The following is a 25,702-nucleotide window of genomic DNA, read 5'->3' on the forward strand; positions in this document are numbered from 1 at the left end:
CATGCGGAAGGGCCCCGCTCCCGGTGTGGGAGCGGGGCCCTTCGGCGGTGGGCGTCAGCTCTTGGCGGCCTTCTTGATGAGGATCACCACTGCCGCGCCGAGTCCGACGACCAGCAGGACCTTGATCAGGAATCCGATCAGCGAGCTGACCACGCCGACCACGAACCAGATGAGGTTCCACGCCAGGATCAGCACCAGGATCGGGACGACGATGTTGCGCACCCACGAGGGCAGCGACTTCCAGAGCTCGGCCATGTCCGTTCCTTCTCTCCCCTCGGGCCCGGCGCCGGTCTCTCCGCCGCTTCCCGTTCGTTTCGGTACTTCGATCGTAGGGCGCCGCCCGCACCGGAACGAGGGCCGGAGCCCCGGAGAGAACCCGGAGATCACCCCGAGACCCGACCCCGGGAACCCCCCTGAGGGTGTCCGAACCACCGGCTTCATACTTCTTTCACCAACGACTTGGGGGGACCACCGAGCCATGCGAGGAATCCGCATCGCCGGCCTCGCCACCGCGACCGTCGCGACCGTGCTGGGCCTGCCCGCTCCGGCCGCCTCCGCGGCCGCGACGGACCTGTACGTGGACAACACGGCGGCCTGCTCCGACAGCAACCCGGGCAGCCAGGCGCAGCCGTTCTGCACCGTCGGCGCGGCCGCCGCGGTGGTACGGCCGGGCTCCACAGTCCACCTGAGCGGCATCTTCCAGGAGAACGTACGCATCACCCGCTCCGGCGAGCCCGGCGCGCCGGTCACCTTCACCGGTGCCGGCTGGCTGCTCGGGGCCCGGGACGACACCTCCCCGGCCGTCACGGTCGGGGGCGTCCACGACGTGGTGTTCCGCCAGACCCTGCTCACCTCGGTGCTCGTCGAGAACTCGGACCGGGTCACGCTGGACCGCAACCGGAGCGAGACCGAGAGCGCGGACGTCCCCGTCATCGCCGTCTCCGGCGGCAGCGGCACCCGGGTCACCCGCAACGACCTGCAGGGCGGCCGCGGCAGCGTCGCGGTGTCCGGCGCCGCCGACACCGTGGTCAGCGGCAACATCGTCTCCGCCTACGGCACGGGCATCGCCGTGACCGGTTCGACCGGCACCGTCGTCACCGGCAACACCGTGCTCGACGGGTGCGGTCCCGGCATCGGCCTGTCCGGTGCCTCGACGGGCTTCCGGCTGTACAACAACATCGTCGCCGGCCACACCAACACGCTGCCCGACGCGCGAGCCACCTGCGGCGAGGGGCCACCGGCGACACCCATGTCGTCCTCGACCTGACCGGTTGGTTCTCACTGCCCTGACCTGCCGTCACCGAGGCCCCGCTCCCGAGGTCGGAAGCGGGGCCTCGGCTTTGCCGGCGGGCCGTCAGACCGGCCAGGTCTCGCCGCGCCAGGCGGCGTCCCAGAACATCCACTCGTAGCGCGAGGTGGTGGTGAAGTGCTGCACCATCCGGCGCCGTTCGGCGGGAGAAATCTCCTCGCCGAGCCGGTCGGTGAGGTCGAGCACCCGGCGGACGACGGACTGGAAGGCCTCGTCACCGTAGGTGGCGATCCACTTGGCGTAGAGCGGCTCGGGCGAGGACTTGGCGAGCAGTTCCTCGCCGACCCGGGCGTAGATCCAGTAGCAGGGCAGCACCGCGGCGACGGCCTCGGCGAAGGAGCCGCCGTGGACGGTGGCCAGCAGGTAGCTGGTGTAGGCGAGGGTGGTGGGCAGCACCGGTTCGGCGGCGGCCTGTTCGGCGCTCTCGCCGAAGGCGGTGAGGAACTCGGCGTGCATGCCCTGCTCGGCCGCGAGGGCGCCCACCGCGTCGTCGGCGAAGGCCCGGACGTCGGCCTCGTGCGGTGCCTTGGCGGCGCAGACGGCCAGGGCCCGGGCGTAGTCGCGCAGGTAGTGCGAGTCCTGCACCACGAAGTGGCGGAACGCCTGCCGGGGGAGGGTGCCGTCGGTGAGGCCGGCCAGGAAGGGGTGGGCCAGGATCTCGTCGTAGACCGGCTCGATCGCCGCCCAGAGTTCGTCGGTCAGGGCCACTGCTCTCGCTCCTCGTCTCCAGGTGGTCGCGCGGCCGACCCTACCCGGCGGCGGTCAGTCCTCGGGCGGCGAGAAGATCACCAGGACGCGCAGTTCCTCGGTGATGTGGTGGAAGCGGTGCGGCACTCCGGCGGGCACGTAGACGACGCTGCCACGGCCGACGGTGGCGGTCTCCCGGCCGACGGTGATCTCGGCGCGGCCGCTGATCACCTGGTAGATCTCGTCCTGGTCGTGCGGGCTCTGGGTGTCGGTGTCGCCGGGGCCGAGCGCGTACAGGCCGGCGGACATGTGGCGTTCCTTGAGGAACTGCAGGTAGGAGCCCTGGTGGGCGGCCCGTTCCGCGTCCAGTTCGTCCAGCCGGAAGATCTTCATCACGCTGCTCCTCTCCGGGTCGGGGACCATTCAACACCCGGCCCGGGAGCCGTCGGTGCGGGCCCGGGGGGAGAGGAAGGCGGACGACCTGCCGCCGGGAGCTTCCCAGCGGGCGGGCGGCCTGCCACCATCCGGTGCCATGAAGAGTTTCGTGATCAAAACGCTCATCAACGCGGTGGCCATCTGGGTCGCCGCCTGGATCGTCGACGGGATCACCCTGTCGGACGGCAGCTGGGGCCACCAGGCGCTGACCGTGATCGCCGTGGCGCTGGTCTTCGGCGTGGTCAACTTCCTGATCAAGCCGTTCGTGAAGCTGCTGTCGCTGCCGCTGTTCGTGCTCACGCTCGGCCTGATCACCTTCGTGATCAACGCGCTGATGCTGTGGCTGACGTCCTGGGCGTCCGACAAGCTCAGCCTGGACTTCCACGTCTCGGGCTTCTGGTCGGCGCTGCTCGGCGCCCTGATCATCAGCGTGGTCTCGTGGGGCCTCGACCTGGCCCTGGGCGACGACGACTGAGCCGCCGCCGTGCGCGGCGGTGCGGTCAGCCCGCGTTCTCGCAGCCGCCGCTGAGGATCAGGTCGAGCTGGGCCGCCAGCTCGACCTCGGTCTCCTCCTGGCCCATCGGCACGAGCCGGTCGGTGCGGGCGAGGAAGGCGATCAGCGGCGGCGCGGGGGCGTGCAGGGTGGCGTCGCCGTCGGGGGAGCGGAGGACGACGCCGATCTCGGTGAGGTCCTCGCCGATGGGGTGGATGTGGACGTCGCCCTCGCCGGCCGGCCGGCTGATCCCGTCGACCAGCAGCTCCCGCGCGAAGTACCACGTCACCGGGGTGTCCCCGGGGAGGTGGAAGGTGAAGCGGACGGCGTACGGGTCCTCGGTGTCATAGCCGAGATCGACGGCGATGCGAACCGAGAGCTCGTCGCCCGCCACGAGGTCCATCACCAGGTGGCCCTGGACTGTGCTGCTGTGCATGCGCGCGCTACCTCCGCGATCCGTTGGTGTCGCCTGCCCCGGCTGGCGGCCATTGCAGCACAGGGACCACCCCGCTTCAATGATTACAGCGGGTGAAGACGCCGATTGAGCTTTGATTCGAAGGCTTAAGTCTATTCATATCTTCGCGTTCGACCAGTCCCCCGGGGGTGGCCTTCGAATGGAAGATCCAATACCGTGACCGCCCGGACCTGCTCGAACACGCAGCGGCACGCCGAATCATCCGTTCGGCCCAACGTTTTCCCCCTGTTCGCCCATGTGTGCGAGTTTCATTCCGGCCCGAGCGCGGGAGAATCCCGCACAACTCCCGTGTCCCGGAGGTGGCCATGGCCGTCCCCGTCCGCCCCGTCGTCAAGCGCACCGCGCGGGCGATCCTGCTGGAGGACGACCCGGGCGATCCGCACGCCCCGGCCACCATCGTGCTGATCCGGCGCGTCCGGCCGGGTGCCGCGCACCCGTACTGGATCACGCCCGGCGGCGGGGTCGAGCCCGGGGACCGCTCGGTCGTCGACGCACTGCACCGCGAGGTGGACGAGGAACTCGGCGCCAAGGTCGTGGACGTGGTGCCCGCCTTCGTCGACACCGTCGCGCACGCCCACCACGACGACGGCACCCCCGCCCACCCGCACGGGGTGAAGGTCCAGCACTTCTTCGTCTGCCGGCTGGCGTCCATGGACCTCTCCCGCCGGCACGGACCCGAGCTCGAGGACCCGAACGGCGAGTACGAGGTCGTCCGGCTGCCCTTCACCCGGGAGGGCGTCACCTCGGTCAACGTGGTGCCGCCGAGCCTGCGGGCGTACCTGGCGGCCAACATCGAGGGCGTCCGCGCGCTGCTCGCCCGCGATCTGGCCTGACCGTTCGCTGAGCCGCACCCCCGACGACTCACCCGGCGGACTGCTCGGCGCCCAGGTCGTGATGGATGCGGTCCTTGGCGATCCCGGCCCGCAGCAGCACGCCGACCGCCCGGCGCACCATGGCCTCGGGGCCGCTCAGGAAGGCGTCGTGGCCGTGCCAGGGCGCGTAGCGGGACACCACCTCGGGCAGCAGGCCGACCACCGCCTCACCGGGCGCGGTGCCCGGCGACTCCACCACCGGGTGCACCTTGAGCCAGGGGTACCGCCGGTCGAGCCGCCGCAGTTCCTCCAGGGCGTACAGCTCCTGCGTGCGGCGGGCGCCGTAGAAGACCTCGACCGAGCGGCCGCCGGCGCCGTGCTCGGCGACCTCCTCGACCAGCGCCGTGATCGGGGCGATGCCGGTGCCGCCGCCGAGGCAGAGCAGGTCGGCGCCGCCGGCGTGGTCGACCACCATCCCGCCCGCCGCCGGGCCGAGCCGCAGCACGTCCCCGGGGGCCGCCCGGCCGACCAGTGCGGTGCTCACCCAGCCCGCCTGCACCGCCTTGACGTGGAAGGTCAGCAGCCCGTCCCGGCGGGGCGCCCCGGCCAGCGAGTAGGGCCGCCAGACCCGGGGCCACCAGGGCGTCTCCACCGCGGCGTACTGGCCGGCCCGGAAGGGGTAGGGCTGGTCCGGCCGGACGGTGAGCACCGCGACGTCCCCGTCCCGGCGCTCGTGCGAGACGACCTCGGCGTGCCACCAGGCGGGCGCGGTGCGGGCGGAGTCCTCGGCCGCCTCGATCATGATCCGGGAGACCAGGCCGTACACCCGGCGCCAGGCCAGCTCCGTCTCGGCGTCCCAGCGGTCGCCGGAGTACTTGGCGAGCGCGGCCACCAGGCACTCCCCCACCGGAACGTAGTGCGCGGTCTGCACGCCGTACTTGCGGTGGCCGCGGCCGAGGGCGGAGAGGTACTCGACGAGTTTCGCCGGTTCGCCGGCGCTGCGGGCGGCCGTGAGCAGTGCCCGGAACAGCCGGTCGCGCTGCACGTCCATGGCGGCCGGGAAGAGCGTACGGACCTCCGGGTGGTGCAGGAAGATCAGCGCGTAGAAGTGCGCGGTGGCCCGGTCGGCGACGGGTTCGACGGCCGCCAGGCTGTCCCGGATCAGGGCGAGGTCGCGCGGGGTGGGCGGCTGCTCCGCCTCCGGGGGTGCGAGCTGCGGCATCGGTGCGGGCGGCGGCGTGCCGATCGGCGTGCCCTCCGTCCAGGCGTGGCTCCAGCGGTCGCCGGGGCCCGACCAGTTGAGGGCGGGCGCGTCGGTGAACCGCGGTGCGGACGGCGACGGGAGCGGGGCGGCCGGGCCGGCGTTCGGGCGGCCGGGAGCCGGGATGCGCGGGGGCACGGTGGGCGGCGCCGGGGCGGCCGGCAGCGCGGGCCGGGGCGTCCGGTCGGATCCGGCGGCGCCGGTCGACGGGCCGGACGGGGCCCGGTCGACCGGGGCCGCCGAGAGCGCCGGGAGCGCCGCCGGGACGGCGGGCGCGGGCGCCGCGGGGGCGGCCGGGGTGTCGGGAGCGGCGGGCTCGGCCGGGGACAGCCCCGGAACGGTGGACGGGCCGGTGGAGCCGGAGCCGGCTCTGACCCGCAACGGACGTGCCTTCAATGCGACATGACGAGTACCCAAGAGAATCGTTTCGCTTCCGGTCGCCCTGCAGCCACACGGCTGGCTTGCTCTCTGCTGACGCCCTCAGCAGAGTGGCACGGCCGGGGTGCTCGTCCCACGAATCAACGGAACCCCGGACACACGACAGGCGGACGCGCTAGTCTCGCGCAACCCGCGCCCCTCGGCCCCCGTCGCACGCCCGGGCGCCCGTGCCCGGGCGTCCACCACCACCCGAGCGCCCGGCCGGTGCCGTGCGCCGGTGTCACGGGTCCGGACAACGCCGAAGGGCCGGGCTCCCGAGGAAGCCCGGCCCGGTGCGGTCCGGTCGCTGTCCGGTCCGGTCCGCTGCGGTGCGGTGCGGTGCTACAGCGTGCGCAGCAGCAGGCCCGGCTGTTCGACGCAGTCCGCGACGAAGCGCAGGAAGCCGCCGGCCGTGCCGCCGTCGCAGACCCGGTGGTCGAAGGTGAACGACAGCTGGGTGACCTGCCGGACGGCGAGTTCGCCCTCGTGCACCCACGGCTTCGGCGTGATCCGGCCGACGCCGAGCATCGCCGCCTCCGGGTGGTTGAGGATCGGCGTGGAGCCGTCCACCCCGAAGACCCCGTAGTTGTTGAGGGTGAAGGTGCCGCCGGTGAGTTCGGCCGGGGTGAGCGCGCCGGCCCGGGCGGACTCGGTGAGCCGGGCGAGCTCGGTGGTGAGCCTCTCGGTGCCGAGCAGCTGGGCGTCGCGGACCACTGGGACGACCAGGCCGCGCTCGCTCTGCGCGGCGAAGCCGAGGTGCACCGCCCGGTGCCGGATGATCTGCGAACCGTCCGGGGAGACGCTGGAGTTGAGCTCCGGGAAGCGCTCCAGGGCGGCGGTGCAGATCCTGGCGAGCAGCGCCAGCACACTGACCTTGGGGCCCGGCGCCCGGTTCAACTGGGCGCGCAGTGCCATCAGTTCGGTGGCGTCGGCGTCCACCCAGCAGGTGGCGGCGGGGATCTCGCGGTGGCTGCGGCCGAGCTTCTCCGCGATGGTGCGGCGCAGCCCGCGCAGCGGGATCACCTCGGCGCCGGGTGCGGTCGCCGGGGCGGCCGCGGCCGGAGCCGGCGCCGCGGCGGCGTCCACCGCGCGCCGGACGTCGGCACGCATGATGAGGCCGTCCGGGCCGCTGCCGGCCAGCCGGGCCAGGTCGATGCCGTGCTCCTTGGCCATTCGGCGGACCAGCGGCGAGATGACCGGCACCACGGCCGGGGCGACCGCAACCGGGGCGGGGGCGGGCGCCGGTGCGGCGGCGGGTACGGGAGCGGGCGCCGGGGCGGGGGCGGCCGCGGCGGCCCGGACCCGGGCCCGGCGGCTGCCGCGCGACTCGGCGACGCCGTAGCCGACCAGCGGGCGCTCCACCGGCGCGCCGGGGCCGTCCGCGGCTGCGTCGGAGCCGCCGGGGGCGGAGACGGCGACGGTGATCAGCGGGGCGCCGACCGGCACCTCCTCGCCGACCTCGCCGTACAGCGCGGTGACCACCCCGCCGTACGGGCAGGGCACCTCCACCACGGCCTTGGCGGTCTCCACCTCGACCACCGGCTGGTCGACGGCGATGACCTCACCGACCTCGACCATCCACCGCACGACCTCGGCGCCGGTGAGGCCCTCGCCGAGGTCGGGCAGGGTGAACTCGCGGACGACGGGCATCACGTCACTCCTCCCACTGCAGCCGGGCGACCGCGTCCAGGATCCGGTCCACCCCGGGGAGGTGGTGGTGCTCCAGCATCGGCGCCGGGTAGGGGATGTCGAAGCCGGTGACCCGCAGCACGGGGGCGGCCAGGTGGTGGAAGCACTTCTCGGTGAGCCGGGCGGCGATCTCCGCGCCGGGGCCGGCGAAGCCGGTGGCCTCGTGGACGACGACCGCGCGGCCGACCGAGCGGACGACCTCGCAGGCGGTCTCCTCGTCGAAGGGGACGAGCGAGCGCAGGTCGAGCACCGCGAGGTCCCAGCCCTCGGCCTTGGCGGCCTCGGCGGCCTCCAGGCAGACCGGCAGCGAGGGGCCGTAGGTGATCAGTGCGGCGGAGCGGCCGGTGCGGCGGAGCACGGCCTTGCCGATCGGCTCGACCGGCGCGGTCGGGTCCCACTCGGCCTTGCCCCAGTAGAGGCGCTTGGGCTCCAGGAAGACCACCGGGTCGTCCGAGGCGATGGCCTCGCGGAGCAGGCCGTAGGCGTCCTGGACGGTGGCCGGGGCGACGACGTGCAGGCCGGGGGTCTGCGCGTAGTAGGCCTCGGAGGAGTCGCTGTGGTGCTCGACGCCGCCGATGCCGCCGCCGTAGGGGACACGGACGGTGATCGGCAGCGGCAGCTTGCCGGCGGTGCGGTTGCGCATCTTGGCGACGTGCGAGAACAACTGCTCCAGCGCCGGGTAGGCGAAGGCGTCGAACTGCATCTCGACGACCGGGCGCAGGCCGTACATGGCCATGCCGACGGCGGTGCCGAGGATGCCGGCCTCGGCGAGCGGGGTGTCCAGGCAGCGGTCGGGGCCGAACTCGGCGGTCAGGCCGTCGGTGATCCGGAAGACGCCGCCGAGCCGGCCGACGTCCTCGCCCATGACGTGCACGGTCGGGTCGGCCTGCATGGCGTCGCGCAGCGCCGCGTTGAGTGCCTGCGCCATGGTGCTGGTGCGGGCGGAGACAACCGTTGTCATCAGTGGTGCACCTCGGCCTCGGCGGCCAGTTCGGCGGCGAGCTGGGCGGCCTGCTCGCGCAGCTGCTGCGTGGGCTCGGCGTAGACGTGGGCGAAGAGCGACATCGGGTCGAGCTGCGGGTCCTCGTGGAACTCGGCGCGCATCCGGGCGGCGAGCGCCTCGGCCTCGTCGGCGGCCTCCTGGACGAGGGTGTCGTCGAGGATGCCGAGCGGGCGCAGGTGGCGCTCCATCAGCAGGATCGGGTCGTGCTCGCGCCAGGCGGCGACCTCGTCGTCCGTGCGGTACCGGGTCGCGTCGTCGGCGTTGGTGTGCGCCTCGACGCGGTAGGTGAGCGCCTCGACGAGGGTGGGGCCGCCGCCGCTGCGGGCCCGCTCGAAGGCCTCGGTGAGGACGGCGTGCACGGCGGGGGCGTCGTTGCCGTCGACCAGCCGGCCGGGCATGCCGTAGCCGACCGCCTTGTGGGCCAGGGTCGGCGCGGCGGACTGCTGGGTGAGCGGCACGGAGATCGCGTAGCCGTTGTTCTGGACGAGGAAGACGACCGGGGCGTGCAGCACCGCGGCGAAGTTCAGCGCCTCGTGGAAGTCGCCCTCGCTGGTGCCGCCGTCGCCGAGCATGGCGAGGGCGACGACGGGGTCGCCGGCCAGCCGGGCGGCGTGCGCGAGGCCCACCGCGTGCGGGGCCTGGGTGGCGAGCGGGGTGCTGAGCGGGGCAGTGCGGGTGGCGCGCGGGTCGTAGCCGGTGTGTGCGTTGCCGCGCAGCAGGGTGAGGGCCTCGAGCGGGTCGACGCCGCGGGCGACGACGGCGAGGGTGTCGCGGTAGCTGGGGAACAGCCAGTCGCGGTCCTGCAGGGCCATCGCGGCGGCGACCTCGCAGGCCTCCTGGCCGGTGGTGGCCGGGTAGACGGCGAGGCGGCCCTGCTTGGTGAGGGTGGTGGCCTGCTGGTTGTAGCGGCGTCCGACGACCAGCCGGCGGTACAGCTCGCGGAGCAGCGCCGGGTCGGTCTTGTCCAGGGCCGGGGTGCCCAGGACGCGGAAGGGGGAGTCGTCCGGCAGCAGCGGGGCGGGGTCGGTCCGCGGGGCAGTGGCGCCGGGCATCCAGCCGGGTACCGCGGCCGCCTGGTGTCGGTGGTCGAGAACGGTCATCTCGGGGCACCTCCGGGGTGATGGGGGCTCCCTACCGATTGTTCGGTTGTCTGTTCATCTTGACCAGATGTGCGACAGGGTGGTGGACAATCGGCCATATCGGGGGTCGACTGGAGGCAGCGTGTCCAATCAGGGAGGGTGGGGGGCCATGTCGGCTGAACAGACGTCCAGGCTCGACCGTGTCGACCGTGCGATCCTGCGGCTGCTGCAGCAGGACGGCCGCGCTTCGATCCGCTCGGTGGCCGAGCGGGTGCACGTCTCCCGGGCCAACGCGTACGCCCGGATCTCCAGGATGGTCGAGGAGGGCGTGATCCGCGGGTTCACCGCGCGGGTGGACCACGAGAAGTCCGGCCAGGGCGCCGCCGCGTACATCACGCTGAAGATCGTCCAGAACTCCTGGCGGTCGATCCGCGAGCAGTTGCTGGAGCTGCCGGGGGTGGCGCACATCGCGCTGGTCGGCGGCGAGTACGACGTGCTGATGCTGGTGCACACGGCGGACAACCGGGCGCTGCGGGAGCTCGTGCTCAACCGCATCCAGGCGATCCCGGACGTGCTGGGTACCCAGACGATGCTGGTGTTCGAGGAGACCGACCAGGTGCCGCCGGACGCGTGAGCCCGGCGGGCGCAGTGGTCCGGGGGCGACCACTCAGGGGCGCGGGGAACTGCGCAGCCGTCGGCCGGGAGGTGGCCCCCGGTGCCCCTGATGCACTGCCCTCAGAGCCGCGTTCAGCGGGCCCGCAGGCCGTCGAAGGCGAGGTGGGCGACGGCGTCGGCGACGCCGTCCGCGCCGCGGGTGCCGGGGCGGTACCACTCCGCAATGGAGTTGATCATGCCGAAGAGCAGCCGGGTGGCCAGCCGGGGCTCGACGTCCGACCGCAGCTCGCCGGCGGTGACGGCGGCCCGGAGCAGTTCGGCGACCCTGTGGTCGAAGTCGCGGCGGCGCTCCAGCGCCCACTCCTCGGTGACGGTGTTGCCGCGGACCCGCAGCAGCAGGGTCACGTAGGGGAGTTCGGCGAGCAGCACCTCGGCGGTGCGGCGCACCACGTGCTCCAGTTGGTCCACCGGCCGGCCCGTCACGGCGGCCGGCTCCTCCAGGATGGCGAAGAGGGCGTCCAGGGCGCGCCCGACGGCCAGCCGCAGCAGTTCCTCCTTGCCGCGGACGTGGTGGTAGATCGAGGACTTGGAGATCCCGGCCGCCCGGGAGAGGTCCTCCATCGAGGTGCCGTCGTACCCGCGCTCGTTGAAGACCCGGACCGTCACGGCGAGCAGCGAGTCGACGGTGTAGGCGGTGCGGGGGGTGTTCTCGGCCATGGGCACGAGTATCCCCGCCGGCCCGGGGCCGCCTCAGCCCGGGGTGGCCGCGGCGGGCCGCGCGGGCAACCGCGGAATCACGCTCCGCCCGGGGTTCTCCAGGCTGGCCGAAATTCCTGTGTTCCACCCCTACCGGGCCGCCTAGTGTCCATTTCTCGGGGGGACGTGAACGAACCGGAAATCCGGAACGGGTCCTTCTGCATTTCCTTTGACCCATCACCGGAAAGGTCCTTTCATGACGAACTGGATGCGGCGTGCCGCCACCCTCTCGGTCGGCCTGGTGCTCGCCGGCGGCGCCGCCCTGGCGACCGCCCCGACCGCCTCCGCCCTGGTCGCCGGCCCGCTGCACCCCGCCAACTCCGGCAAGTGCCTCGGCGTCTACGGGGGATCCACCGACAACGGCACGGACGCCGTGCAGTGGGACTGCAACGGCAACGCCGACCAGCGCTGGAGCTACTCCGGTGTCGGCGGCGGCTACTACACCATCACCAACGCGAATTCCGGCAAGTGTCTCGGCATCTACGGCATGGACACGAAGAACGGCGCCGTGGCGGTCCAGTGGGACTGCAACGGCAACGCCGACCAGCAGTGGTACATCGACTCGGTGGGCAACGGCGCCGCCCACCTGATCAACCGCAACTCCGGCAAGTGCCTCGGCATCTACGGGGCGAGCACGGCCAACGGCACGCTCGCCGTGCAGTGGGACTGCAACGGGAACAGCGACCAGCGCTGGTACTCCTGACGCCCCGCCCGCGGACGGCCCGGGGTGCCCCGATCGGCCGTCCGCGGGCCTTCGGGCCGCTCAGGGGCGGCCGGTAGACTCCGTCGCGCCACCCGCATGCGGCGGTGTGACCGGCGACGGAGGACCGACGTCCATGAGCGCGATACCTGACACCGCGGTGCCCCGGCAGCGGCCCGCCGCCGACCCGGTACCCGCCGGCCTCGACGACGCCGCCGGCGCCCTGCGGCCGCCCGAGCCGCGGCGCGGGGCGCTCCGCTCGGCGGCGGCGCGGTTCGGGCCGGCGCTGGGGCTGTACGGCGCGGTCAAGCTGATCGGCTTCGCGGTCTTCATGATGCTGCTGGAGTCCTCCGGCAAGTACCGCGGCCAGTCGCCGCGCTTCGGCGGCGGGGCGCACCCCTGGGACGTGGTCGGCTCCTGGGACGGCTGGTGGTACCGGCAGATCGCCGAGCGCGGCTACGACCCCAAGCTGGTCCCCGACCCGGGCGGCTTCTTCCCGATCCACCAGGACTCCTCGGCGTTCTTCCCGCTGTACCCGGGCCTCGTCCGGCTGGTGTCGGACACCACCGGCCTCGGCCTGTACGGCGCCGGGATGCTCGTCTCGGTGGTCTCCTCCTTCGTGGCCGCGGCCGGTATCTACGCGGTCGCGGCCCACCTCGGCGGCAACCGGGTCGGTGTGATCGCGGCGGCGGTCTGGGGCGCCTTCCCCGGCGCAGGCGTCGAGTGGGCGGTGTACACCGAGTCGCTGTTCGTGGCGCTGGCCGCGTGGACCTGCTACTTCACGATCACCCGGCAGTGGTCGCAGGCCGCCCTGGTGGCCTTCGTCGCCGGGTTGAGCCGGCCGACGTCGATGACCCTGATCGCCGGTGTGGCGCTGGCCGCCGCGGTGGCGCTGTACCGCCGCCGGGACGGCGTCGCCGGGCCGCTGACCGCGATCCTGCTGCCCCCGCTGAGCTTCCTCGGCTACATCGGCTGGGTGGGCTGGCGGATGGGCCACCTCGACGGCTACCTGACGCTGCAGCGGTACGGCTGGCTGCACTTCTTCGACTGGGGCGCCTACACGACCAAGGCCGTCTCCAACATCCTGATCGGCGAGACGGCCTATCTCTTCCCGTACCCGACCGAGGACCTGGTCGCCGTCCTGGTGCTGTTCGCGCTGCCCTGCCTGCTGGTGCCGTTCCTCTCCCGGCGCCCGCCGCTGGTGCTGGTGGTCTACACACTGGGGACGCTGGTGCTGGCGCTCGGCAGCCAGCAGATGTTCGGCACGCTCTCGCGCTTCGTGGTGCCGGTGTTCCCGCTGACGATCCCGGTGGCACTCGCACTGCGCCGGCTCAACCCGGTCTCGCTGGCGACCGTGCTGGGCGTGGCCGGCGCCGCGTCCGGCTGGTACGCCGGCTACGTGATCTTCGAGCTTGGCATTCCGTAACAGCCGGGCTTTCCGCACCGACGACCGGTGTCCGGGCGGCGGACCGTCGCGCCCTCTTGTCCCGACCGATCGTTCGGTTACTCTTTGGGGTGTCCCGCCCGCCCCTGTGAGGAGCGCACCATGGCTGCTGCGACCCCCGACCCCAAGGTCGCCGACCTGATCGAACGCCACCAGGACACCCTCGACCGCGCGCTCACCGCGATGGCCGAGCGCGACTACTGGTCGCCGTACCCCGAGTTCCCCAAGGCGTACGGCGAGACCGGCGCCGAGGACGGCAAGGCGGCCTTCGACGCCCTGCTCGGCAGCGTTTTCACGGTCGAGGGCCAGCCCACCGACGGCGACCTCGTCGGCGGGGAGACCTCCCCGTACGGCATCGAGCTCGGCGTCAGCTACCCGCACACCGAGCCCGGCGCGCTGATCGAGGCCCTGGAGGCCGCCCGCCCGGCGTGGGCGGCGGCCGGCCCGGCGGCCCGGGCGGCCGTCTGCCTGGAGATCCTGGCCCGGATCAACGCCCGCTCGCACGAGTTCGCGCACACGGTGATGCACACCACCGGCCAGGCCTTCGGCATGGCCTTCCAGGCCGGCGGCCCGCACGCCCAGGACCGCGGCCTGGAGGCCGTCGCGTACGCCTACGCCGAGCAGACCCGGCTGCCGCAGAGCGCCGGCTGGACGAAGCCGCAGGGCAAGCGCGAGCCGCTGCAGATGGTCAAGGAGTTCACCGTGGTGCCGCGCGGCACCGCGCTGCTGATCGGCTGCAACACCTTCCCGACCTGGAACGGCTTCCCCGGCTTCTTCGCCTCGCTGGCCACCGGCAACGCGGTGCTGGTCAAGCCGCACCCGCGGGCCGTCCTGCCGCTGGCGCTGACCGTCCGGATCGCCCGTGAGGTGCTCGCCGAGGCCGGCTTCGACCCCAACCTGGTCTGCCTGGCCGCCGAGCACGAGGGCGGCACCGCCGCCCAGGTGCTGGCCGTCCGCCCCGAGGTCAAGGTCATCGACTACACCGGGTCGACCTCCTTCGGCGACTGGCTGGAGGACAACGCCCGCCAGGCCCTCGTCTACACCGAGAAGGCCGGCGTCAACACCGTGCTGGTCGACTCCACCGACGACTACCGCGGCATGCTCAACAACCTGGCCTTCTCGCTCTCGCTGTACAGCGGCCAGATGTGCACCACCCCGCAGAACCTGCTGATCCCGCGCACCGGCATCAGCACCGACCAGGGCGACAAGTCCTACGACGACGTGGTCGCCGACCTGGCCGCCGCGATCAACGGGCTGCTCTCGGACGACGCCCGCGCGGCCGCCATCCTCGGCGCCGTGGTCAACCCGGGCGTGCTGCAGCGCACCGCGCAGGCGGCCGGCGGCGAGTTCGGCGAACTCGCGCTCGCCCCGCGGCAGGTGGAGTCCGCCGAGTTCCCCGGCGCGACCATCCGCACGCCCGCCCTGGTCAAGGCCGACGCGGACAAGCCGGACGACCGGGCGTCCTTCCTCGGCGAGCAGTTCGGCCCGATCTCCTTCACCGTCGCGGTGGAGAACACCGAGGCCGGCATCGAGCTGCTCCGCCGCAGCGTCCGTGAGCAGGGCGCGATGACCGTGGGCGCCTACACCACCTCCCCCGTGGTGGAGCAGGCCCTCGTCCAGGCCTGCCTGGACACCGGCGTCTCGCTCTCGCTCAACCTCACCGGCGGGGTGTACGTCAACCAGACCGCCGCCTTCTCCGACCTGCACGGCACGGGCGCCAACCCGGCCGCCAACTCGGCCTACTGCGACGGCGCGTTCGTCGCCGGCCGGTTCCGCACGGTGGAGGTCCGCCGGCACGCCTGATCCGGCGTCCGGCACGGCACGACGGCCCGCCCCCGCACCGTGGGGGCGGGCCGTCCGCCGTTCCGGGTCCGCCTCACCGGCGGGCCCGCCGCGGGTTGAACACCCACACCCGCAGCAGCAGGAAGCGCACCAGGGTGGCCAGCGCGTTGGCGGCGACCAGCGCGGCCAGCTCGGCCGAGTGCCCGGCGTCCGGGGCGGCCGCCCCGAGCAGCGCGATCGCCCCGCTGCTGAGCACCAGCCCGATGACGAAGGCGATGCCGCCCTCGATCTGGTGCTTCAGAGCATCCCGACGGCCCGTCACCCCGAAGGTGAAGCGGCGGTTCGCGGCGGTGTTGAAGACCGCGGTGACGGCCAGCGCGAGGAAGTTGGCGGCCAGCGCCGGCACCAGCTGACGCAGCCCCAGGTAGAGCAGCACATAGGCGAGCGTGGACAGCGTGCCGACCACGGCGAAGCTGGCCAACTGCCAGCCGAGGCCGGGCGGCAGCCGGTCCTGCCCGGGCCGCCGCGGCGCCGGCACGGCGCCGCCGCCGGAGAGCGAGCGGCGGGCGACCCTGGCCATGCCCCGGAGGTCGTCGAGCGCGGTGCGCACGATGTCCACCCGGCTGTCCGGGTCGTCGACCCAGTCGACCGGCACCTCGTGGATCCGCATCCCGGACCGCTCGGCGAGCAGCAGCAGCTCGGTGTCGAAGAACCAGGCGTTGTCCTCGACCTCGCCCAGCAACTGCTTCACCACCGCGGTGCGGCCCGCCTTGAAGCCGCACTGGGCGTCGGAGAACTTCGCCGCCATGGTCGCCCGCAGCAGCAGGTTGTAGGTCCGCGAGATGAACTCCCGCTTGGGCCCGCGGACGACCGCCGAGCCGCGGTGCAGCCGGCTGCCGATGGCGAGGTCGCTGTGGCCGGAGAGCAGCGGTGCGACCAGCGGGAGGAAGGCCTCCAGTCCGGTCGAGAGGTCGACGTCCATGTAGGCGACGACGTCGGCGTCGCTGTCGCCCCAGACCTGGCGCAGCGCGCGGCCGCGGCCCTTGAGGTCCAGGTGGACGGCGGTGACCTGGGGGATCTCCTCGGCGAGCGCGGTGGCGACCTGCCAGGTGGCATCGGTGGAGGCGTTGTCGGCGACGGTGATCCGGTAGGGGTAGGGGAAGGTCTCCGCGAGGTAGGCGTGCAGCCGCCGGACACACCGCTCCAGGGTGTGCTCCTCGTTGTAGACCGGGACGACCACCTCGACCAGGCTCGTCCGTACCTTGTCCCCGCCCGGAGGGTTGTCGGCCAGGATCGTTGCGGGCTCTGTCATGGCAAAGAGGCTCACAGCGGCGGATGGGCCCGGGATGATGGGAGCCTGAGAGCGGACTGAGAACCGCGCGGGCCGCTCGCCGTACCACCAACGGGAGATGACACATGGCTGACAGGCAGCTCGACTCCGATGTCGTGGTCGTCGGCGCAGGGCCCACCGGGCTGCTGCTGGCCGGCGACCTGGCGGCGGCGGGGGTCCGGGTGACGGTGCTGGAGAAGCGCGGCGCCGAGTCCAACCTCACCCGGGCGTTCGCGGTGCACGCCCGGACCCTGGAGCAGCTGGACGCCCGGGGGCTGGCCGACGACCTGATCGCGACCGGCGCGGCACTGTCCTCGCTGCGGCTGTTCGGCCGGCTGCGGGTGGACCTGGGCGACCTGCCGAGCCGCTTCCCGTTCGTGCTGATCACCCCGCAGTCGAACACCGAGCGGCTGCTGCAGGAGCGGGCGCTGAAGGCCGGCGCGGTGATCCGGCGGGGCGCCGAGGTGGTGGGGCTGCGGCAGGACGCCGCCGGGGTGCGCCTGGACGTCCGCGAGGACGACGGGACGGCCCCGCACCGGGCGGCCTACGCGGTCGGCACGGACGGCGTGCACAGCACCGTCCGCGACCTGCTGGGCCTGCCCTTCCCCGGCACCTCGGTGGTGGACTCGGTGATGCTGGCGGACGCCCGGCTGGAGAAGGCACCGGAGGAGGTGCTCACGGTCGGCGCTGACGAGGCCGGCTTCGCCTTCGTCGCGCCGTTCGGCGACGGCTGGTACCGCGTGATCGCCTGGGAACGGCACCGCAGCCTGCCCGACGCCGCCCCGGTCGACCCCGCCGAGCTCACCGGGCTGCTGCGCGCGGTGCTGGGCACGGACTTCGGCCTGCACGACATCCGCTGGTCCTCGCGGTTCCACAGCGACGAGCGCCAGGTGCCGACCTACCGCTCCGGCCGGGTGTTCCTGGCCGGCGACGCGGCGCACTGCCACTCGCCGGCCGGCGGGCAGGGCATGAACACCGGCCTGCAGGACGCCGCCAACCTGGGCTGGAAGCTGGCGGCCGCGGTGCAGGGCTGGGCCCCGGACGCGCTGCTGGACACGTACCAGACGGAGCGTCACCCGGTCGGGAAGGCCGTGCTGCGCAGCTCGGGCGCGCTGATCCGGGTGGCCCTGGCACAGTCCCTGCCGGCCCGGGTGGCGGGCGGCGTGCTGACCGCTGCGGCGGACCGGCTCGGCCCGATCACCCGGCTCGGCGCGCGGACGGTCTCCGGCCTGGCGGTGGCGTACCCGCCGGCGGGGGAGGCGCACCCGCTGGCCGGCCGGCGGATCCCGGACCTGCGGCTGGCGGTGGACGAGCCGGGCGGCGCGCCGCGGCTGTACGAGGCGCTGCGCGGCGGCCGGGCGGTGCTGGTCTCCAACGACGAGCAGCCGGCGGCCGAGCAGTGGGCCGGGCGGGTGGTCACGGCGGCGCCGGCCGATCCGCACGGCAAGCTGCGGGACACCGTGCTGCTGGTCCGGCCGGACGGCTACGCGGCCTGGGCGGCGGTCGACCCGAGCCGGTCCGAGGTCCGCGCGGCGCTGACCCAGTGGCTGGGCAAGCCCTCCCGTCCGTAGCGGTGGTGAGCGCTGAGGGCCGCCCGCCCGGGCGGCCCTCAGCGTGCGGCGGATTCCGCCCGGGTGGTCCGCTCGTAATGGCGGGCGGCTTTCGAGCGGTTTCCACAGACCGCCATGGAGCACCAGCGGCGGCGCCCGTTCTGTGATGTGTCGAAAAAGTGCAGAATGCACGCGGGGTGTGCGCAGCGCTTGATGCGGTGGGCGCCGCGGCGCAGCAGTGAGAGGTAGTCGTCGGCGGCGAGCCAGGCGGCCAGCTGCTGCGGGGTGTCGGTCTCCGCGGTCTCGGCGGGGCCGTCCGCGGTGAGGCTGTGGCGGAGGGCGCCGTGCGCGAGGACGGCGTTGAGCGCGGCGGTGCCCGCGGCGGAGCCGGGGTCGTCGACCAGCAGGTCGAGGGCATCGCGGGCGGCCCGGACGGCGGCCAGCGAGGCCTCGTCGGCGGGGCAGCGGTCGGCGAGGCCGGCCGAGGAGAGCCAGATGCGGTAGCCGTCGAGGTCGGCCAGGAGGTCTTGCTGCCCGGCGTCGCGCCAGCGGGTGTTCAGCAGATCGAGGGCGAGGGGTTCGCCGATCAGCGGTCGCGGGTCGCGAGGGTCAGCCATGCCGCCGAGTGTAGTGCGCGGCCACCCGGAGCCATTCACTGTATGAATTCACATCCATTCTGTTGATGGATTCCGATTCCACACTTGACTGTTTTTTAGCAAGCGATTGCTGCCGCATGGGCCCTTTTCTGGGCGCTTTCTGAGAACTTCGTGCAAGCGTTTTCGAACCCGGAACGCCCCACACCTTCCGGAGGACCCCGTGCGACCCCGCTCGCTCGCTCTTTCCGCGGCCATAGCCGTCCTGCCCCTGACCGTGGCCTCGCTGGGCGTCTCCACCGCCCAGGCCGCACCGACCCCGCAGGCCGCCTCCCGGGTGGCCCTGCCGAACACCGTGACCCCGGCGGTGGCCCGCTCGCAGAAGCAGGGCGACCTGCCCGCCGACCGGGCGCTGTCCGTGTCGGTCAACCTGAAGCTGCGCAACACCGCCGACCTCGACCGCTTCCTGAAGGCGGTCGGTACGCCCGGAACGCCGGAGTACGGCCACTACCTGACGCCGGCGCAGTTCACCGCGCTGTACGGGCCGACCGAGGCGGACGTGGCGAAGGTCCGCGCCTTCCTCACCGGCCAGGGCCTGACGGTCGACTCGGTGAGCGCCAACCGCCAGGTGGTGAACGTGCGCGGCACCGCGGCGCAGATCGCCAAGGCCTTCGGCACCCACGAGAGCTCGTACCGCGACCCGCAGCAGGGCGGGCGCACCTTCTACGCCAACGACGCCGCGGCCACCGTCCCGGCCGAGCTGGCCGGCACCGTCGAGGGCGTCTCCGGCCTCGACAACCACACCGTGCGCACCTCGCGGGCGGTCAAGCCGAGTGCGGCGGCTCCGCACGCGGCGCCGAGCGGACTCTCCCCGGCGCAGTACGACGGCGCGTACCGGCTGGACAAGGTCGGCGCCGACGGCACCGGAGTGACGGTGGCGCTCTGGGAGTTCGACGGCTACAGCTCGTCCAACCTCCGCACCTACGACAGCCAGTACGGCCTGAGCGGCCCGGCGGTGTCGACCGTCTCGGTGGACGGCGCCAACTACGACTCCGCGCCGGGCGACGGCCAGGGCGAGGTCGAGCTGGACAGCGAGATCGTCCGCGGTGTCGCCCCCAAGGCGACCCAGCTGGTCTACGAGGCCCCGAACAGCGACCAGGGCGAGATCGACATGGCCGCCAAGATCGTGGCGGACAACCGGGTGTCGGTCATCTCGATCTCCTGGGGCTCCTGCGAGCCGGACACCACCGCGTCCTCGATGACGGCGGTGAACAACTCCTTCAAGCAGGCCGCCGCCCAGGGCATCTCGATCTTCTCGGCCTCCGGCGACGACGGCTCCCGCGACTGCACCCGCTCGACCAGCGGCTCCTCCGTCAAGGCGGTCGACTTCCCGGCGTCCAGCCCGTACAACACCGGTGTCGGCGGCACCAACCTCAAGGTGAGCGGCACCGCGTACTCCTCGGAGAGCGCGTGGAGCACCGCGGGCGGCGGCGTCTCGACCCAGTTCGCCAAGCCGAGCTGGCAGACCGGCACCGGTGTCACCGGCACCATGCGCACCGTGCCGGACATCGCCTCCAACGCCGACCCGGCGAGCGGCTTCGCGATCTACACCACCGGCGGCTGGCAGGTCTACGGCGGCACCTCCGCCGCGGCGCCGCTGTGGTCCGGCTACACCGCGCTGTACAACCAGAAGGCCAAGGCGGCCGGCCAGGCGGTGCTCGGCGAGGCCAACCCCAAGCTCTACTCGCTGGCGAACTCGAGCAGCTACGGCAGCGTGCTGCACGACGTCACCACCGGCAAGAACCAGGACTTCTCCACCAAGGCCGGCTACGACCAGGTCACCGGCTGGGGCACCCCGATCGCCGACTCGCTGACCACCTCGCTGCTCGGCGGCGGCACCACCCCGCCGCCCACCGGCGGCTGCACCTCGGCCCAGCTGCTCGGCAACGCCGGCTTCGAGACGGGCACCGCCTCGCCGTGGACGGCCTCCTCGGGCGTCGTCGACAACAGCGCCTCCGAGGCCGCGCACTCCGGCTCCTGGAAGGCGTGGATGAACGGCTACGGCTCCGCCCACACCGACTCGCTCTCGCAGACGGTGTCCGTCCCGGCGGGCTGCAAGGCGACCTTCACCTTCTGGCTGCACGTGGACACCGCCGAGACCGGCAGCACCGCGTACGACAAGCTGACCGTCACGGCCGGCTCCACCACGCTGGCGACCTACTCCAACGCCAACGCCGCGAGCGGCTTCGTGCAGAAGTCCTTCGACCTGTCGGCCTTCGCCGGGCAGACCGTGACGCTGAAGTTCAGCGGCACCGAGGACTCCTCGCTGCAGACCAGCTTCGTCGTGGACGACACCGCGCTCGCCGTCTCCTGACCTGCTGAGACCCGGCCGGCGCGGACCCTTCCGGTCCGCGCCGGCCGCACTGTTGCGGCTGTGTTTCTATCCGCCGTGAACCGGGACTTTCTTGTCGTGACCACTGTCATATGTCCTACTTGATGACGTAGCCTCTCGACGGTGCGTAGGGTGTGCCCCCAGCTCGGTGTGGCAGCCCGCTCACGGAACGCTGGGCCGACGCCGCCGAACTCGCCTGGTGGGGGAGGTTTCCGGATGAGTTCTCAGCAACCGCAGCACGCGGGACGTCTCAGGCTGGTCGGTGAGCGTGACGCGGGGCCGGCGTACGGCCGTCCGCGGCCGGCCGGCGAACGGGCCGCGGCGCCCGCGCCCGCCCGCACGCCCGTGCCGCCGCAGGCCCCGGCCCAGGTCCCGCCCCAACCGGCACCGCAGGCCCCGGCCGCCGGCAGCCTCGGCTTCGCCGAGGTGCTGAACGCGGCGATCGAGGCCAGCGGCCTCAGTCTGGACCGGATCAGGGCCGCACTCGCCCACCAGGGCGTCAGGATCAGTGTCACGACGCTCAGTTACTGGCGCCGCGGCCGCAGCCAGCCCGAGCGGGCCGCCTCGCTGCGCGCGGTGCACCTGCTGGAGGAGCTGCTGACGCTACGCCGCGGCACGCTCTCCTCGCTGCTCGGCCCGCCCCGCCCGCGCGGCCGCTGGATCGCCCCGACCACCCACGACGCGCTCCGGGTGGACCAGGTCTGGCCGGGCGAGCAGGAGATCGCCGAGGTCTTCGAGGAGCTGGACGCGCCGCCCACCGGCGACCTGGAGCGCCTCTCCATCCACGACTCGTACTTCGTCGACGCGAACCGCCGCGGCCACCTGCTGAGGATGCGCCAGGTGGTGCGGGCGACGATCGGCGGGGTCGCCCGCTGCGTGGTGGTGCACAAGGCGGACGAGGGCGCCGCCGGCTGCCCGGAGATCACCTCCGTCCGGCACGCCCGGCTGGGCCGGGTCCGCCGCCGCCCGGAGAGCGGTCTGCTCGTCGCCGAGCTGCTGCTGGACCGCCCGCTCGCGCTCGGCGACTCCACCGTCTTCGAGTACGAGGTGGACATCCCCGACACCGGCCCGACCACCGACTACGGCCGCTTCTTCGCGGTGCCGGTCCGCGAGTACGTGCTGCAGGTGCACTTCGACCCGCACGCGGTGCCCGCGCACTGCGAGCGCTTCGAGCGCGAGCCCTGCGCCGAGGTCGACCGCAAGCGCGAGCAGCTGTGGATCGGCGCCTCGGCCAGTGCGCACGTGCTGGCGCCGGACCAGCCCCCGGGGCAGGTCGGCATCCGCTGGCAGTGGGAGTAGCGGATTATCTAACCGTCATACGACCCCACACCGGTTTGCGCCCCGATCGTCTAACCCGTACTCTCCGGAAGTACCGGTTAGACGACCGGGCCGTCCCCTCTTCCAGAGTGATGCGTCGTGTCCACCGCCGCCCTTGCCCCGCGCACCCTGCAGACCGGCCACGTCGGGCTCAACGTCACCGACCTGGACCGCTCGGTCGCCTTCTACCGACGCCTGCTCGGCCTCGACGTGGCCGCCGAGAGCGGCGAGGAAGGCCGCCGCTACGCCCTGCTCGGCCGGGACGGCACCCTGGTACTCACCCTCTGGGAGCAGAGCACCGGCAGCTTCGCCCCCGGCTCCCCCGGCCTGCACCACCTCTCCTTCCGGGTGGACACCGTCGAGGAGGTCCGGGCCGCCGAGGCCGTCCTCAAGGAACTCGGCGCCGCGTTCGCCCACGAGGGGGTCGTGCCGCACGGCGAGGGCGCCGACTCGGGCGGCGTCTTCTTCACCGACCCGGACGGCATCCGGCTGGAGATCTTCACCCTCACCGGGGTGGCCGAAACCGATGCCACCACCCCCGATGCCACCGCCCCCACCTGCGGATTCTTCTAGGACACGCCATGTGGCACGCGGGCGAGCGCGCCGTGCAGCGGCGCACCGGGCAGCAGGAGCGGGCCGACCACACCGGCCGGTCGATCGGCCGCACCGTCCCGCCGGTGGCCGCCCGCTTCCTGACCGAGCGGCGGACGATCGTGGTCGCCGCCGCCGACCCGGCGGGCCGGCTCTGGGCCACCCAGCTCGCCGGCCCGCCCGGCTTCGTCCGCGCCGACGGCGACCACGCCGTCCTGGTGGCCGCCCGCCCGGTGCCCGGGGACCCGCTCGCCGAGGTGCTGGCCGGGCCGGCCGAGGTCGGCACCATCGCGCTGGACGCGGCCGGGCGGCGCCGGATGCGGCTCAACGGCCGCTCCGTCCCGCACGGCCCGGACGGCCTGCGGATCACGGCCGAGCAGGTGTACGCCAACTGCCCCAAGTACATCCAGCGGCGCAGCCCCCGCGAGCTCCCGGCGGCCGCGCCGGCCGCCGTCGCCGGCGACCGGCTGGCCCTGGCCCAGCAGCTCGCCGTGGCCAGTGCCGACACCTTCTTCCTGGCCACCGCCGGCCCGGACGGCCGGGTGGACGCCTCGCACCGCGGCGGCTTCCCCGGCTTCGTGGAGGTGCTGGGTCCGGACCGGCTGCGCTGGGCCGAGTACACGGGCAACAGCATGTTCATGAGCCTCGGCAACCTGGAGCTCGACCCGGCGGCCGGGCTGCTGCTGCCCGACTGGGACACCGGCGGCGCCCTGCTGCTGACCGGCCGCGCCGAGGTCGACTGGTCGGATCCGGCCGCCCCGGCGGTCGACTACACCGTCCACCGGACCGTCGAGCTCGCGCACGCCACCCCCTTCGCGTGGACCCCGCCGGAGTTCTCCCCCCGCGCTGCCCCTCCCGCGCCGCTGACGAACCCGGGCCCTCCTCCACCCTCGCGGCCCAACACTTCACCGACTTGTCATATTTTGTTACCTATCAGGTGATATTCCGTCGGCTGACGGTGGAACACATCCCTCTCCCGCATCAGGAGAAAGGGATCCACCGTGCTGATGGAGTTCACCGAGGTCGAGCCGGACGGCGGCTGCGACTGCCCCGGTTGCGGCGCCCGCCACCTCGCGCGGCTGCACGCCGCCCGCACCCCGGCCGCCCGGCCGGCCGCCCGCGGCGCCCGCCGCGCCGCCGTCCTGGTCGCAGCGGTCGGCACCGCCCTCGGCGGCGCCACCGGCGCGATAGCCGCCGCCCCGCGGGCCGCCGCCACGGACAGCCCGGCCCCGACCACCCCGCAGGGCGAGATCACCGGCCCGTTCGGCGGCGAGGCCGAGCAGCCGCGCGCCATGGCCGTGCTGCCCACCACCACCAGCGAGGAGATCGTCGCCCGCGCCCAGGGCTGGGTGGACCAGAAGGTGCCGTACTCGATGAGCCGGTACTGGTCCGACGGCTACCGCCAGGACTGCTCCGGCTTCATCTCCATGGCCTGGGGCCTGGGCAGCAGTCAGACGACCTGGACGCTGCCGAACTTCGCCGACCGGATCGGCAAGGACGACCTGCAGCCGGGCGACGCGCTGATCTACAACGACTCGGCCAACCCGCAGGGCGGCTCGCACGCCGTGCTCTTCGGCGGCTGGACGGACTCGTCGCACACCAAGTACACCGCGTACGAGCAGACCAGCCCGAACACGATCAAGCGGGCCACCCCGTACGCCTACTGGAGCCACTCCGGCCAGTACCTGCCGTACCGCTACCGCGGCATCTCCACCGGGACGGACGAGGAGGCCTTCCCCGGACTCACGTGGTTCGGCCGCGGGCAGAGCAACCCGTACGTCAAGCGGCTGGGCGAGCTGCTGGTGAAGCGCGGCGCCGGACGCTTCTACACCGAGGCGCCGGACTCCGTCTGGAGCGACGCGGACCGCCGGGCGACCGAGGCGTTCCAGCAGGCCCAGGGCTGGACGGGCGCGGAGGCGGACGGCGCCCCCGGCAAGGACACCTGGGCGCTGCTGGTCGCAGGCCGCGGCCGGGACGTCCCGCCGGAGGCGCCGCTGCCGCCGCCCCCGACCGTACCCACGGTGCCGCCGGTGCCGCGGATCCCGGGGGCGCCGGCCCCCGCCTTCCCCGGCACGGCCGACTTCGGCCCCGGCCGGGTCGACGCCGCCGTGCAGCTGCTCGGCAGGCAGCTGGTCGGCAAGGGGTTCGGCACCTGGTACACCGTCGGGCCGAGCCCGGAGTGGACCGAGAGCGACCGGCGCAACGTCGAGGCGTTCCAACTGGCCCAGGGTTGGAAGGGCGCCGAGGCGGACGGCTACCCCGGGCCGCACACCTGGCGGCTGCTGTTCGGCTAGCGGCTCTCGCTCAGGGGCGGCCGACCGCCGCGCCGTGCGTCCTGACCCAGGAGTGCATGGCGATGGCGGCGGCCGCCCCGGCGTTGATCGACCGGGTGGAGCCGAACTGGGCGATCGAGCAGACCGCGGAGGCGTGCTCCCAGGCCTCCGGGGTCAGCCCGGGGCCCTCCTGCCCGAAGAGCAGCACGCAGCGCTCCGGCAGCTCGTAGGTCTCCAGCGGGACGGCCCCGGGCAGGTTGTCGACGCCGATCACCGGCAGCCCCTCGGCCGCGGCGAAGGCGGCCAGCGAGGCGACCGAGTCGTGGTGACGGACGTGCTGGTAGCGGTCGGTCACCATGGCGCCGCGCCGGTTCCAGCGACGCCGGCCGACGATGTGCACCTGGGCGGCCAGGAAGGCGTTGGCGGTGCGCACCACGGAGCCGATGTTGAAGTCGTGCTGCCAGTTCTCCACGGCGACGTGGAAGCCGTGCCGCCGGGTGTCGAGGTCGGCGACGATCGCCTCGCGGGTCCAGTACCGGTAGCGGTCCACCACGTTGCGGCGGTCGCCGGCGGCCAGCAGCTCGTGGTCCCAGTGGCCGCCCTCGGGCCACGGCGCGGGGTGCGGGCCGACGCCGATCTCGCGGTCGTCGGCGGTCACGAAGGCGTCGTCGTACTGCTCGCCCGCGTGGGGCACTCCGG

25 protein-coding genes are annotated in these 25,702 nt (G+C 73.4%); 13 read left to right on the forward strand and 12 right to left on the reverse strand.

Annotated features, from left to right (window positions below):
* Positions 1 to 54: 54 nt before the first annotated feature.
* Complete coding sequence (locus tag AB0P35_RS15430) at positions 55 to 255, reverse strand: DUF5326 family protein (protein ID WP_363510883.1); 201 nt, start codon at positions 253 to 255, stop codon at positions 55 to 57.
* Between the two features lie 223 nt (positions 256 to 478).
* On the opposite strand from AB0P35_RS15430, the gene AB0P35_RS15435 reads away from it, so the two are divergent.
* A complete protein-coding gene (locus tag AB0P35_RS15435; RefSeq protein ID WP_363510886.1) occupies positions 479 to 1,267 on the forward strand; it encodes a NosD domain-containing protein in 789 nt (262 codons plus the stop codon).
* Positions 1,268 to 1,354: 87 nt separating this feature from the next.
* On the opposite strand, the gene tenA is transcribed toward AB0P35_RS15435, so the two are convergent.
* Positions 1,355 to 2,017, reverse strand: a complete 663-nt coding sequence (gene tenA, locus AB0P35_RS15440; protein ID WP_363510889.1) for a thiaminase II — start codon at positions 2,015 to 2,017, stop codon at positions 1,355 to 1,357.
* 54 nt (positions 2,018 to 2,071) lie between these two features.
* Entirely contained in the window at positions 2,072 to 2,389 is a 318-nt protein-coding gene (locus tag AB0P35_RS15445) for a cupin domain-containing protein (RefSeq protein WP_363510892.1), read from the reverse strand.
* A 139-nt stretch (positions 2,390 to 2,528) separates the two neighbouring features.
* On the opposite strand from AB0P35_RS15445, the gene AB0P35_RS15450 reads away from it, so the two are divergent.
* Positions 2,529 to 2,906 (forward strand): phage holin family protein, encoded by a 378-nt coding sequence (locus tag AB0P35_RS15450; RefSeq protein ID WP_095873797.1) that lies wholly within the window; start codon positions 2,529 to 2,531, stop codon positions 2,904 to 2,906.
* A gap of 25 nt (positions 2,907 to 2,931) precedes the next feature.
* On the opposite strand, the gene AB0P35_RS15455 is transcribed toward AB0P35_RS15450, so the two are convergent.
* Positions 2,932 to 3,360 carry an SsgA family sporulation/cell division regulator gene (locus AB0P35_RS15455; protein WP_095873798.1) on the reverse strand — a complete coding sequence of 143 codons (429 nt, stop codon included), beginning with the start codon at positions 3,358 to 3,360 and terminating at the stop codon, positions 2,932 to 2,934.
* A gap of 344 nt (positions 3,361 to 3,704) precedes the next feature.
* Here AB0P35_RS15455 and AB0P35_RS15460 point away from each other — a divergent pair, with 344 nt between their 5' ends.
* A complete protein-coding gene (locus AB0P35_RS15460; RefSeq protein WP_363510896.1) occupies positions 3,705 to 4,232 on the forward strand; it encodes an NUDIX domain-containing protein in 528 nt (175 codons plus the stop codon).
* A gap of 28 nt (positions 4,233 to 4,260) precedes the next feature.
* Here the strand turns inward: AB0P35_RS15460 and AB0P35_RS15465 are convergent, their stop codons facing one another.
* From AB0P35_RS15465 to pdhA, 4 genes are all read right to left on the reverse strand, one after another.
* On the reverse strand, positions 4,261 to 5,853 hold the full coding sequence (locus AB0P35_RS15465; protein WP_363510899.1) for a globin domain-containing protein: 1,593 nt from the start codon (positions 5,851 to 5,853) through the stop codon (positions 4,261 to 4,263).
* Positions 5,854 to 6,231: 378 nt separating this feature from the next.
* Positions 6,232 to 7,539: a dihydrolipoamide acetyltransferase family protein gene (locus tag AB0P35_RS15470; RefSeq protein WP_363510902.1), complete on the reverse strand. Its 1,308-nt coding sequence runs from the start codon at positions 7,537 to 7,539 to the stop codon at positions 6,232 to 6,234.
* Positions 7,540 to 7,543: 4 nt separating this feature from the next.
* Entirely contained in the window at positions 7,544 to 8,539 is a 996-nt protein-coding gene (locus AB0P35_RS15475; RefSeq protein ID WP_363510905.1) for an alpha-ketoacid dehydrogenase subunit beta, read from the reverse strand.
* On the reverse strand, positions 8,539 to 9,633 hold the full coding sequence (gene pdhA / locus AB0P35_RS15480; protein ID WP_095875534.1) for a pyruvate dehydrogenase (acetyl-transferring) E1 component subunit alpha: 1,095 nt from the start codon (positions 9,631 to 9,633) through the stop codon (positions 8,539 to 8,541). The genes AB0P35_RS15475 and pdhA overlap by 1 nt, the downstream gene beginning before the upstream one ends.
* Before the next feature lie 196 nt (positions 9,634 to 9,829).
* Between pdhA and AB0P35_RS15485 the strand changes: the two genes are divergently transcribed.
* Positions 9,830 to 10,294 carry an Lrp/AsnC family transcriptional regulator gene (locus AB0P35_RS15485; protein WP_095873801.1) on the forward strand — a complete coding sequence of 155 codons (465 nt, stop codon included), beginning with the start codon at positions 9,830 to 9,832 and terminating at the stop codon, positions 10,292 to 10,294.
* 113 nt (positions 10,295 to 10,407) lie between these two features.
* On the opposite strand, the gene AB0P35_RS15490 is transcribed toward AB0P35_RS15485, so the two are convergent.
* Complete coding sequence (locus AB0P35_RS15490; protein ID WP_363510908.1) at positions 10,408 to 10,992, reverse strand: TetR/AcrR family transcriptional regulator; 585 nt, start codon at positions 10,990 to 10,992, stop codon at positions 10,408 to 10,410.
* 235 nt (positions 10,993 to 11,227) lie between these two features.
* Between AB0P35_RS15490 and AB0P35_RS15495 the strand changes: the two genes are divergently transcribed.
* From AB0P35_RS15495 to paaN, 3 genes are all read left to right on the forward strand, one after another.
* Positions 11,228 to 11,734 carry an RICIN domain-containing protein gene (locus AB0P35_RS15495; protein WP_095873802.1) on the forward strand — a complete coding sequence of 169 codons (507 nt, stop codon included), beginning with the start codon at positions 11,228 to 11,230 and terminating at the stop codon, positions 11,732 to 11,734.
* A gap of 133 nt (positions 11,735 to 11,867) precedes the next feature.
* Positions 11,868 to 13,157, forward strand: a complete 1,290-nt coding sequence (locus AB0P35_RS15500; RefSeq protein WP_363510911.1) for a hypothetical protein — start codon at positions 11,868 to 11,870, stop codon at positions 13,155 to 13,157.
* 120 nt (positions 13,158 to 13,277) lie between these two features.
* Positions 13,278 to 14,978, forward strand: a complete 1,701-nt coding sequence (gene paaN, locus AB0P35_RS15505) for a phenylacetic acid degradation protein PaaN (RefSeq protein WP_363510914.1) — start codon at positions 13,278 to 13,280, stop codon at positions 14,976 to 14,978.
* A 73-nt stretch (positions 14,979 to 15,051) separates the two neighbouring features.
* Here paaN and AB0P35_RS15510 read toward each other — a convergent pair whose 3' ends face one another.
* Positions 15,052 to 16,269, reverse strand: coding sequence for a dolichyl-phosphate beta-glucosyltransferase (locus AB0P35_RS15510; protein WP_363510916.1), 1,218 nt, complete (start codon positions 16,267 to 16,269; stop codon positions 15,052 to 15,054).
* A 104-nt stretch (positions 16,270 to 16,373) separates the two neighbouring features.
* Between AB0P35_RS15510 and AB0P35_RS15515 the strand changes: the two genes are divergently transcribed.
* Complete coding sequence (locus tag AB0P35_RS15515) at positions 16,374 to 17,858, forward strand: FAD-dependent monooxygenase (protein ID WP_363510919.1); 1,485 nt, start codon at positions 16,374 to 16,376, stop codon at positions 17,856 to 17,858.
* A gap of 38 nt (positions 17,859 to 17,896) precedes the next feature.
* On the opposite strand, the gene AB0P35_RS15520 is transcribed toward AB0P35_RS15515, so the two are convergent.
* Positions 17,897 to 18,454 carry a CGNR zinc finger domain-containing protein gene (locus AB0P35_RS15520; protein WP_363510922.1) on the reverse strand — a complete coding sequence of 186 codons (558 nt, stop codon included), beginning with the start codon at positions 18,452 to 18,454 and terminating at the stop codon, positions 17,897 to 17,899.
* Between the two features lie 199 nt (positions 18,455 to 18,653).
* Here AB0P35_RS15520 and AB0P35_RS15525 point away from each other — a divergent pair, with 199 nt between their 5' ends.
* From AB0P35_RS15525 to AB0P35_RS15545, 5 genes are all read left to right on the forward strand, one after another.
* Positions 18,654 to 20,804, forward strand: a complete 2,151-nt coding sequence (locus AB0P35_RS15525; RefSeq protein ID WP_363510925.1) for a protease pro-enzyme activation domain-containing protein — start codon at positions 18,654 to 18,656, stop codon at positions 20,802 to 20,804.
* 234 nt (positions 20,805 to 21,038) lie between these two features.
* Complete coding sequence (locus tag AB0P35_RS15530) at positions 21,039 to 22,121, forward strand: XRE family transcriptional regulator (RefSeq protein ID WP_363510928.1); 1,083 nt, start codon at positions 21,039 to 21,041, stop codon at positions 22,119 to 22,121.
* 117 nt (positions 22,122 to 22,238) lie between these two features.
* Entirely contained in the window at positions 22,239 to 22,712 is a 474-nt protein-coding gene (locus tag AB0P35_RS15535) for a VOC family protein (RefSeq protein WP_095873810.1), read from the forward strand.
* 8 nt (positions 22,713 to 22,720) lie between these two features.
* Positions 22,721 to 23,671: a pyridoxamine 5'-phosphate oxidase family protein gene (locus tag AB0P35_RS15540; protein WP_363510932.1), complete on the forward strand. Its 951-nt coding sequence runs from the start codon at positions 22,721 to 22,723 to the stop codon at positions 23,669 to 23,671.
* Between the two features lie 66 nt (positions 23,672 to 23,737).
* The gene (locus AB0P35_RS15545) at positions 23,738 to 25,024 is read left to right on the forward strand and encodes a peptidoglycan-binding protein (RefSeq protein ID WP_363510935.1); all 1,287 of its coding nucleotides are present in this window, start codon (positions 23,738 to 23,740) and stop codon (positions 25,022 to 25,024) included.
* A gap of 10 nt (positions 25,025 to 25,034) precedes the next feature.
* On the opposite strand, the gene AB0P35_RS15550 is transcribed toward AB0P35_RS15545, so the two are convergent.
* Complete coding sequence (locus AB0P35_RS15550; RefSeq protein WP_363511047.1) at positions 25,035 to 25,697, reverse strand: TrmH family RNA methyltransferase; 663 nt, start codon at positions 25,695 to 25,697, stop codon at positions 25,035 to 25,037.
* Between the last annotated feature and the right edge of the window lie 5 nt (positions 25,698 to 25,702).

This window comes from Kitasatospora sp. NPDC085879, assembly GCF_040686255.1.
GTDB lineage: Bacteria > Actinomycetota > Actinomycetes > Streptomycetales > Streptomycetaceae > Kitasatospora.

Coding starts and splice junctions, on each gene's coding strand:
- AB0P35_RS15445 (WP_363510892.1), bottom strand. CDS start 2,389: ATGAAGATCTTCCGGCTGGACGAACTGGACGCGGAACGGGCCGCCCAC.
- AB0P35_RS15490 (WP_363510908.1), bottom strand. CDS start 10,992: ATGGCCGAGAACACCCCCCGCACCGCCTACACCGTCGACTCGCTGCTC.
- AB0P35_RS15435 (WP_363510886.1), top strand. CDS start 479: ATGCGAGGAATCCGCATCGCCGGCCTCGCCACCGCGACCGTCGCGACC.
- pdhA (WP_095875534.1), bottom strand. CDS start 9,633: ATGCCCGGCGCCACTGCCCCGCGGACCGACCCCGCCCCGCTGCTGCCG.
- AB0P35_RS15470 (WP_363510902.1), bottom strand. CDS start 7,539: ATGCCCGTCGTCCGCGAGTTCACCCTGCCCGACCTCGGCGAGGGCCTC.
- paaN (WP_363510914.1), top strand. CDS start 13,278: ATGGCTGCTGCGACCCCCGACCCCAAGGTCGCCGACCTGATCGAACGC.
- AB0P35_RS15500 (WP_363510911.1), top strand. CDS start 11,868: ATGAGCGCGATACCTGACACCGCGGTGCCCCGGCAGCGGCCCGCCGCC.
- AB0P35_RS15455 (WP_095873798.1), bottom strand. CDS start 3,360: ATGCACAGCAGCACAGTCCAGGGCCACCTGGTGATGGACCTCGTGGCG.
- AB0P35_RS15540 (WP_363510932.1), top strand. CDS start 22,721: ATGTGGCACGCGGGCGAGCGCGCCGTGCAGCGGCGCACCGGGCAGCAG.
- AB0P35_RS15495 (WP_095873802.1), top strand. CDS start 11,228: ATGACGAACTGGATGCGGCGTGCCGCCACCCTCTCGGTCGGCCTGGTG.
- AB0P35_RS15475 (WP_363510905.1), bottom strand. CDS start 8,539: ATGACAACGGTTGTCTCCGCCCGCACCAGCACCATGGCGCAGGCACTC.
- AB0P35_RS15430 (WP_363510883.1), bottom strand. CDS start 255: ATGGCCGAGCTCTGGAAGTCGCTGCCCTCGTGGGTGCGCAACATCGTC.
- AB0P35_RS15515 (WP_363510919.1), top strand. CDS start 16,374: ATGGCTGACAGGCAGCTCGACTCCGATGTCGTGGTCGTCGGCGCAGGG.
- AB0P35_RS15520 (WP_363510922.1), bottom strand. CDS start 18,454: ATGGCTGACCCTCGCGACCCGCGACCGCTGATCGGCGAACCCCTCGCC.
- AB0P35_RS15545 (WP_363510935.1), top strand. CDS start 23,738: ATGGAGTTCACCGAGGTCGAGCCGGACGGCGGCTGCGACTGCCCCGGT.
- AB0P35_RS15485 (WP_095873801.1), top strand. CDS start 9,830: ATGTCGGCTGAACAGACGTCCAGGCTCGACCGTGTCGACCGTGCGATC.
- AB0P35_RS15450 (WP_095873797.1), top strand. CDS start 2,529: ATGAAGAGTTTCGTGATCAAAACGCTCATCAACGCGGTGGCCATCTGG.
- AB0P35_RS15530 (WP_363510928.1), top strand. CDS start 21,039: ATGAGTTCTCAGCAACCGCAGCACGCGGGACGTCTCAGGCTGGTCGGT.
- AB0P35_RS15510 (WP_363510916.1), bottom strand. CDS start 16,269: ATGACAGAGCCCGCAACGATCCTGGCCGACAACCCTCCGGGCGGGGAC.
- AB0P35_RS15460 (WP_363510896.1), top strand. CDS start 3,705: ATGGCCGTCCCCGTCCGCCCCGTCGTCAAGCGCACCGCGCGGGCGATC.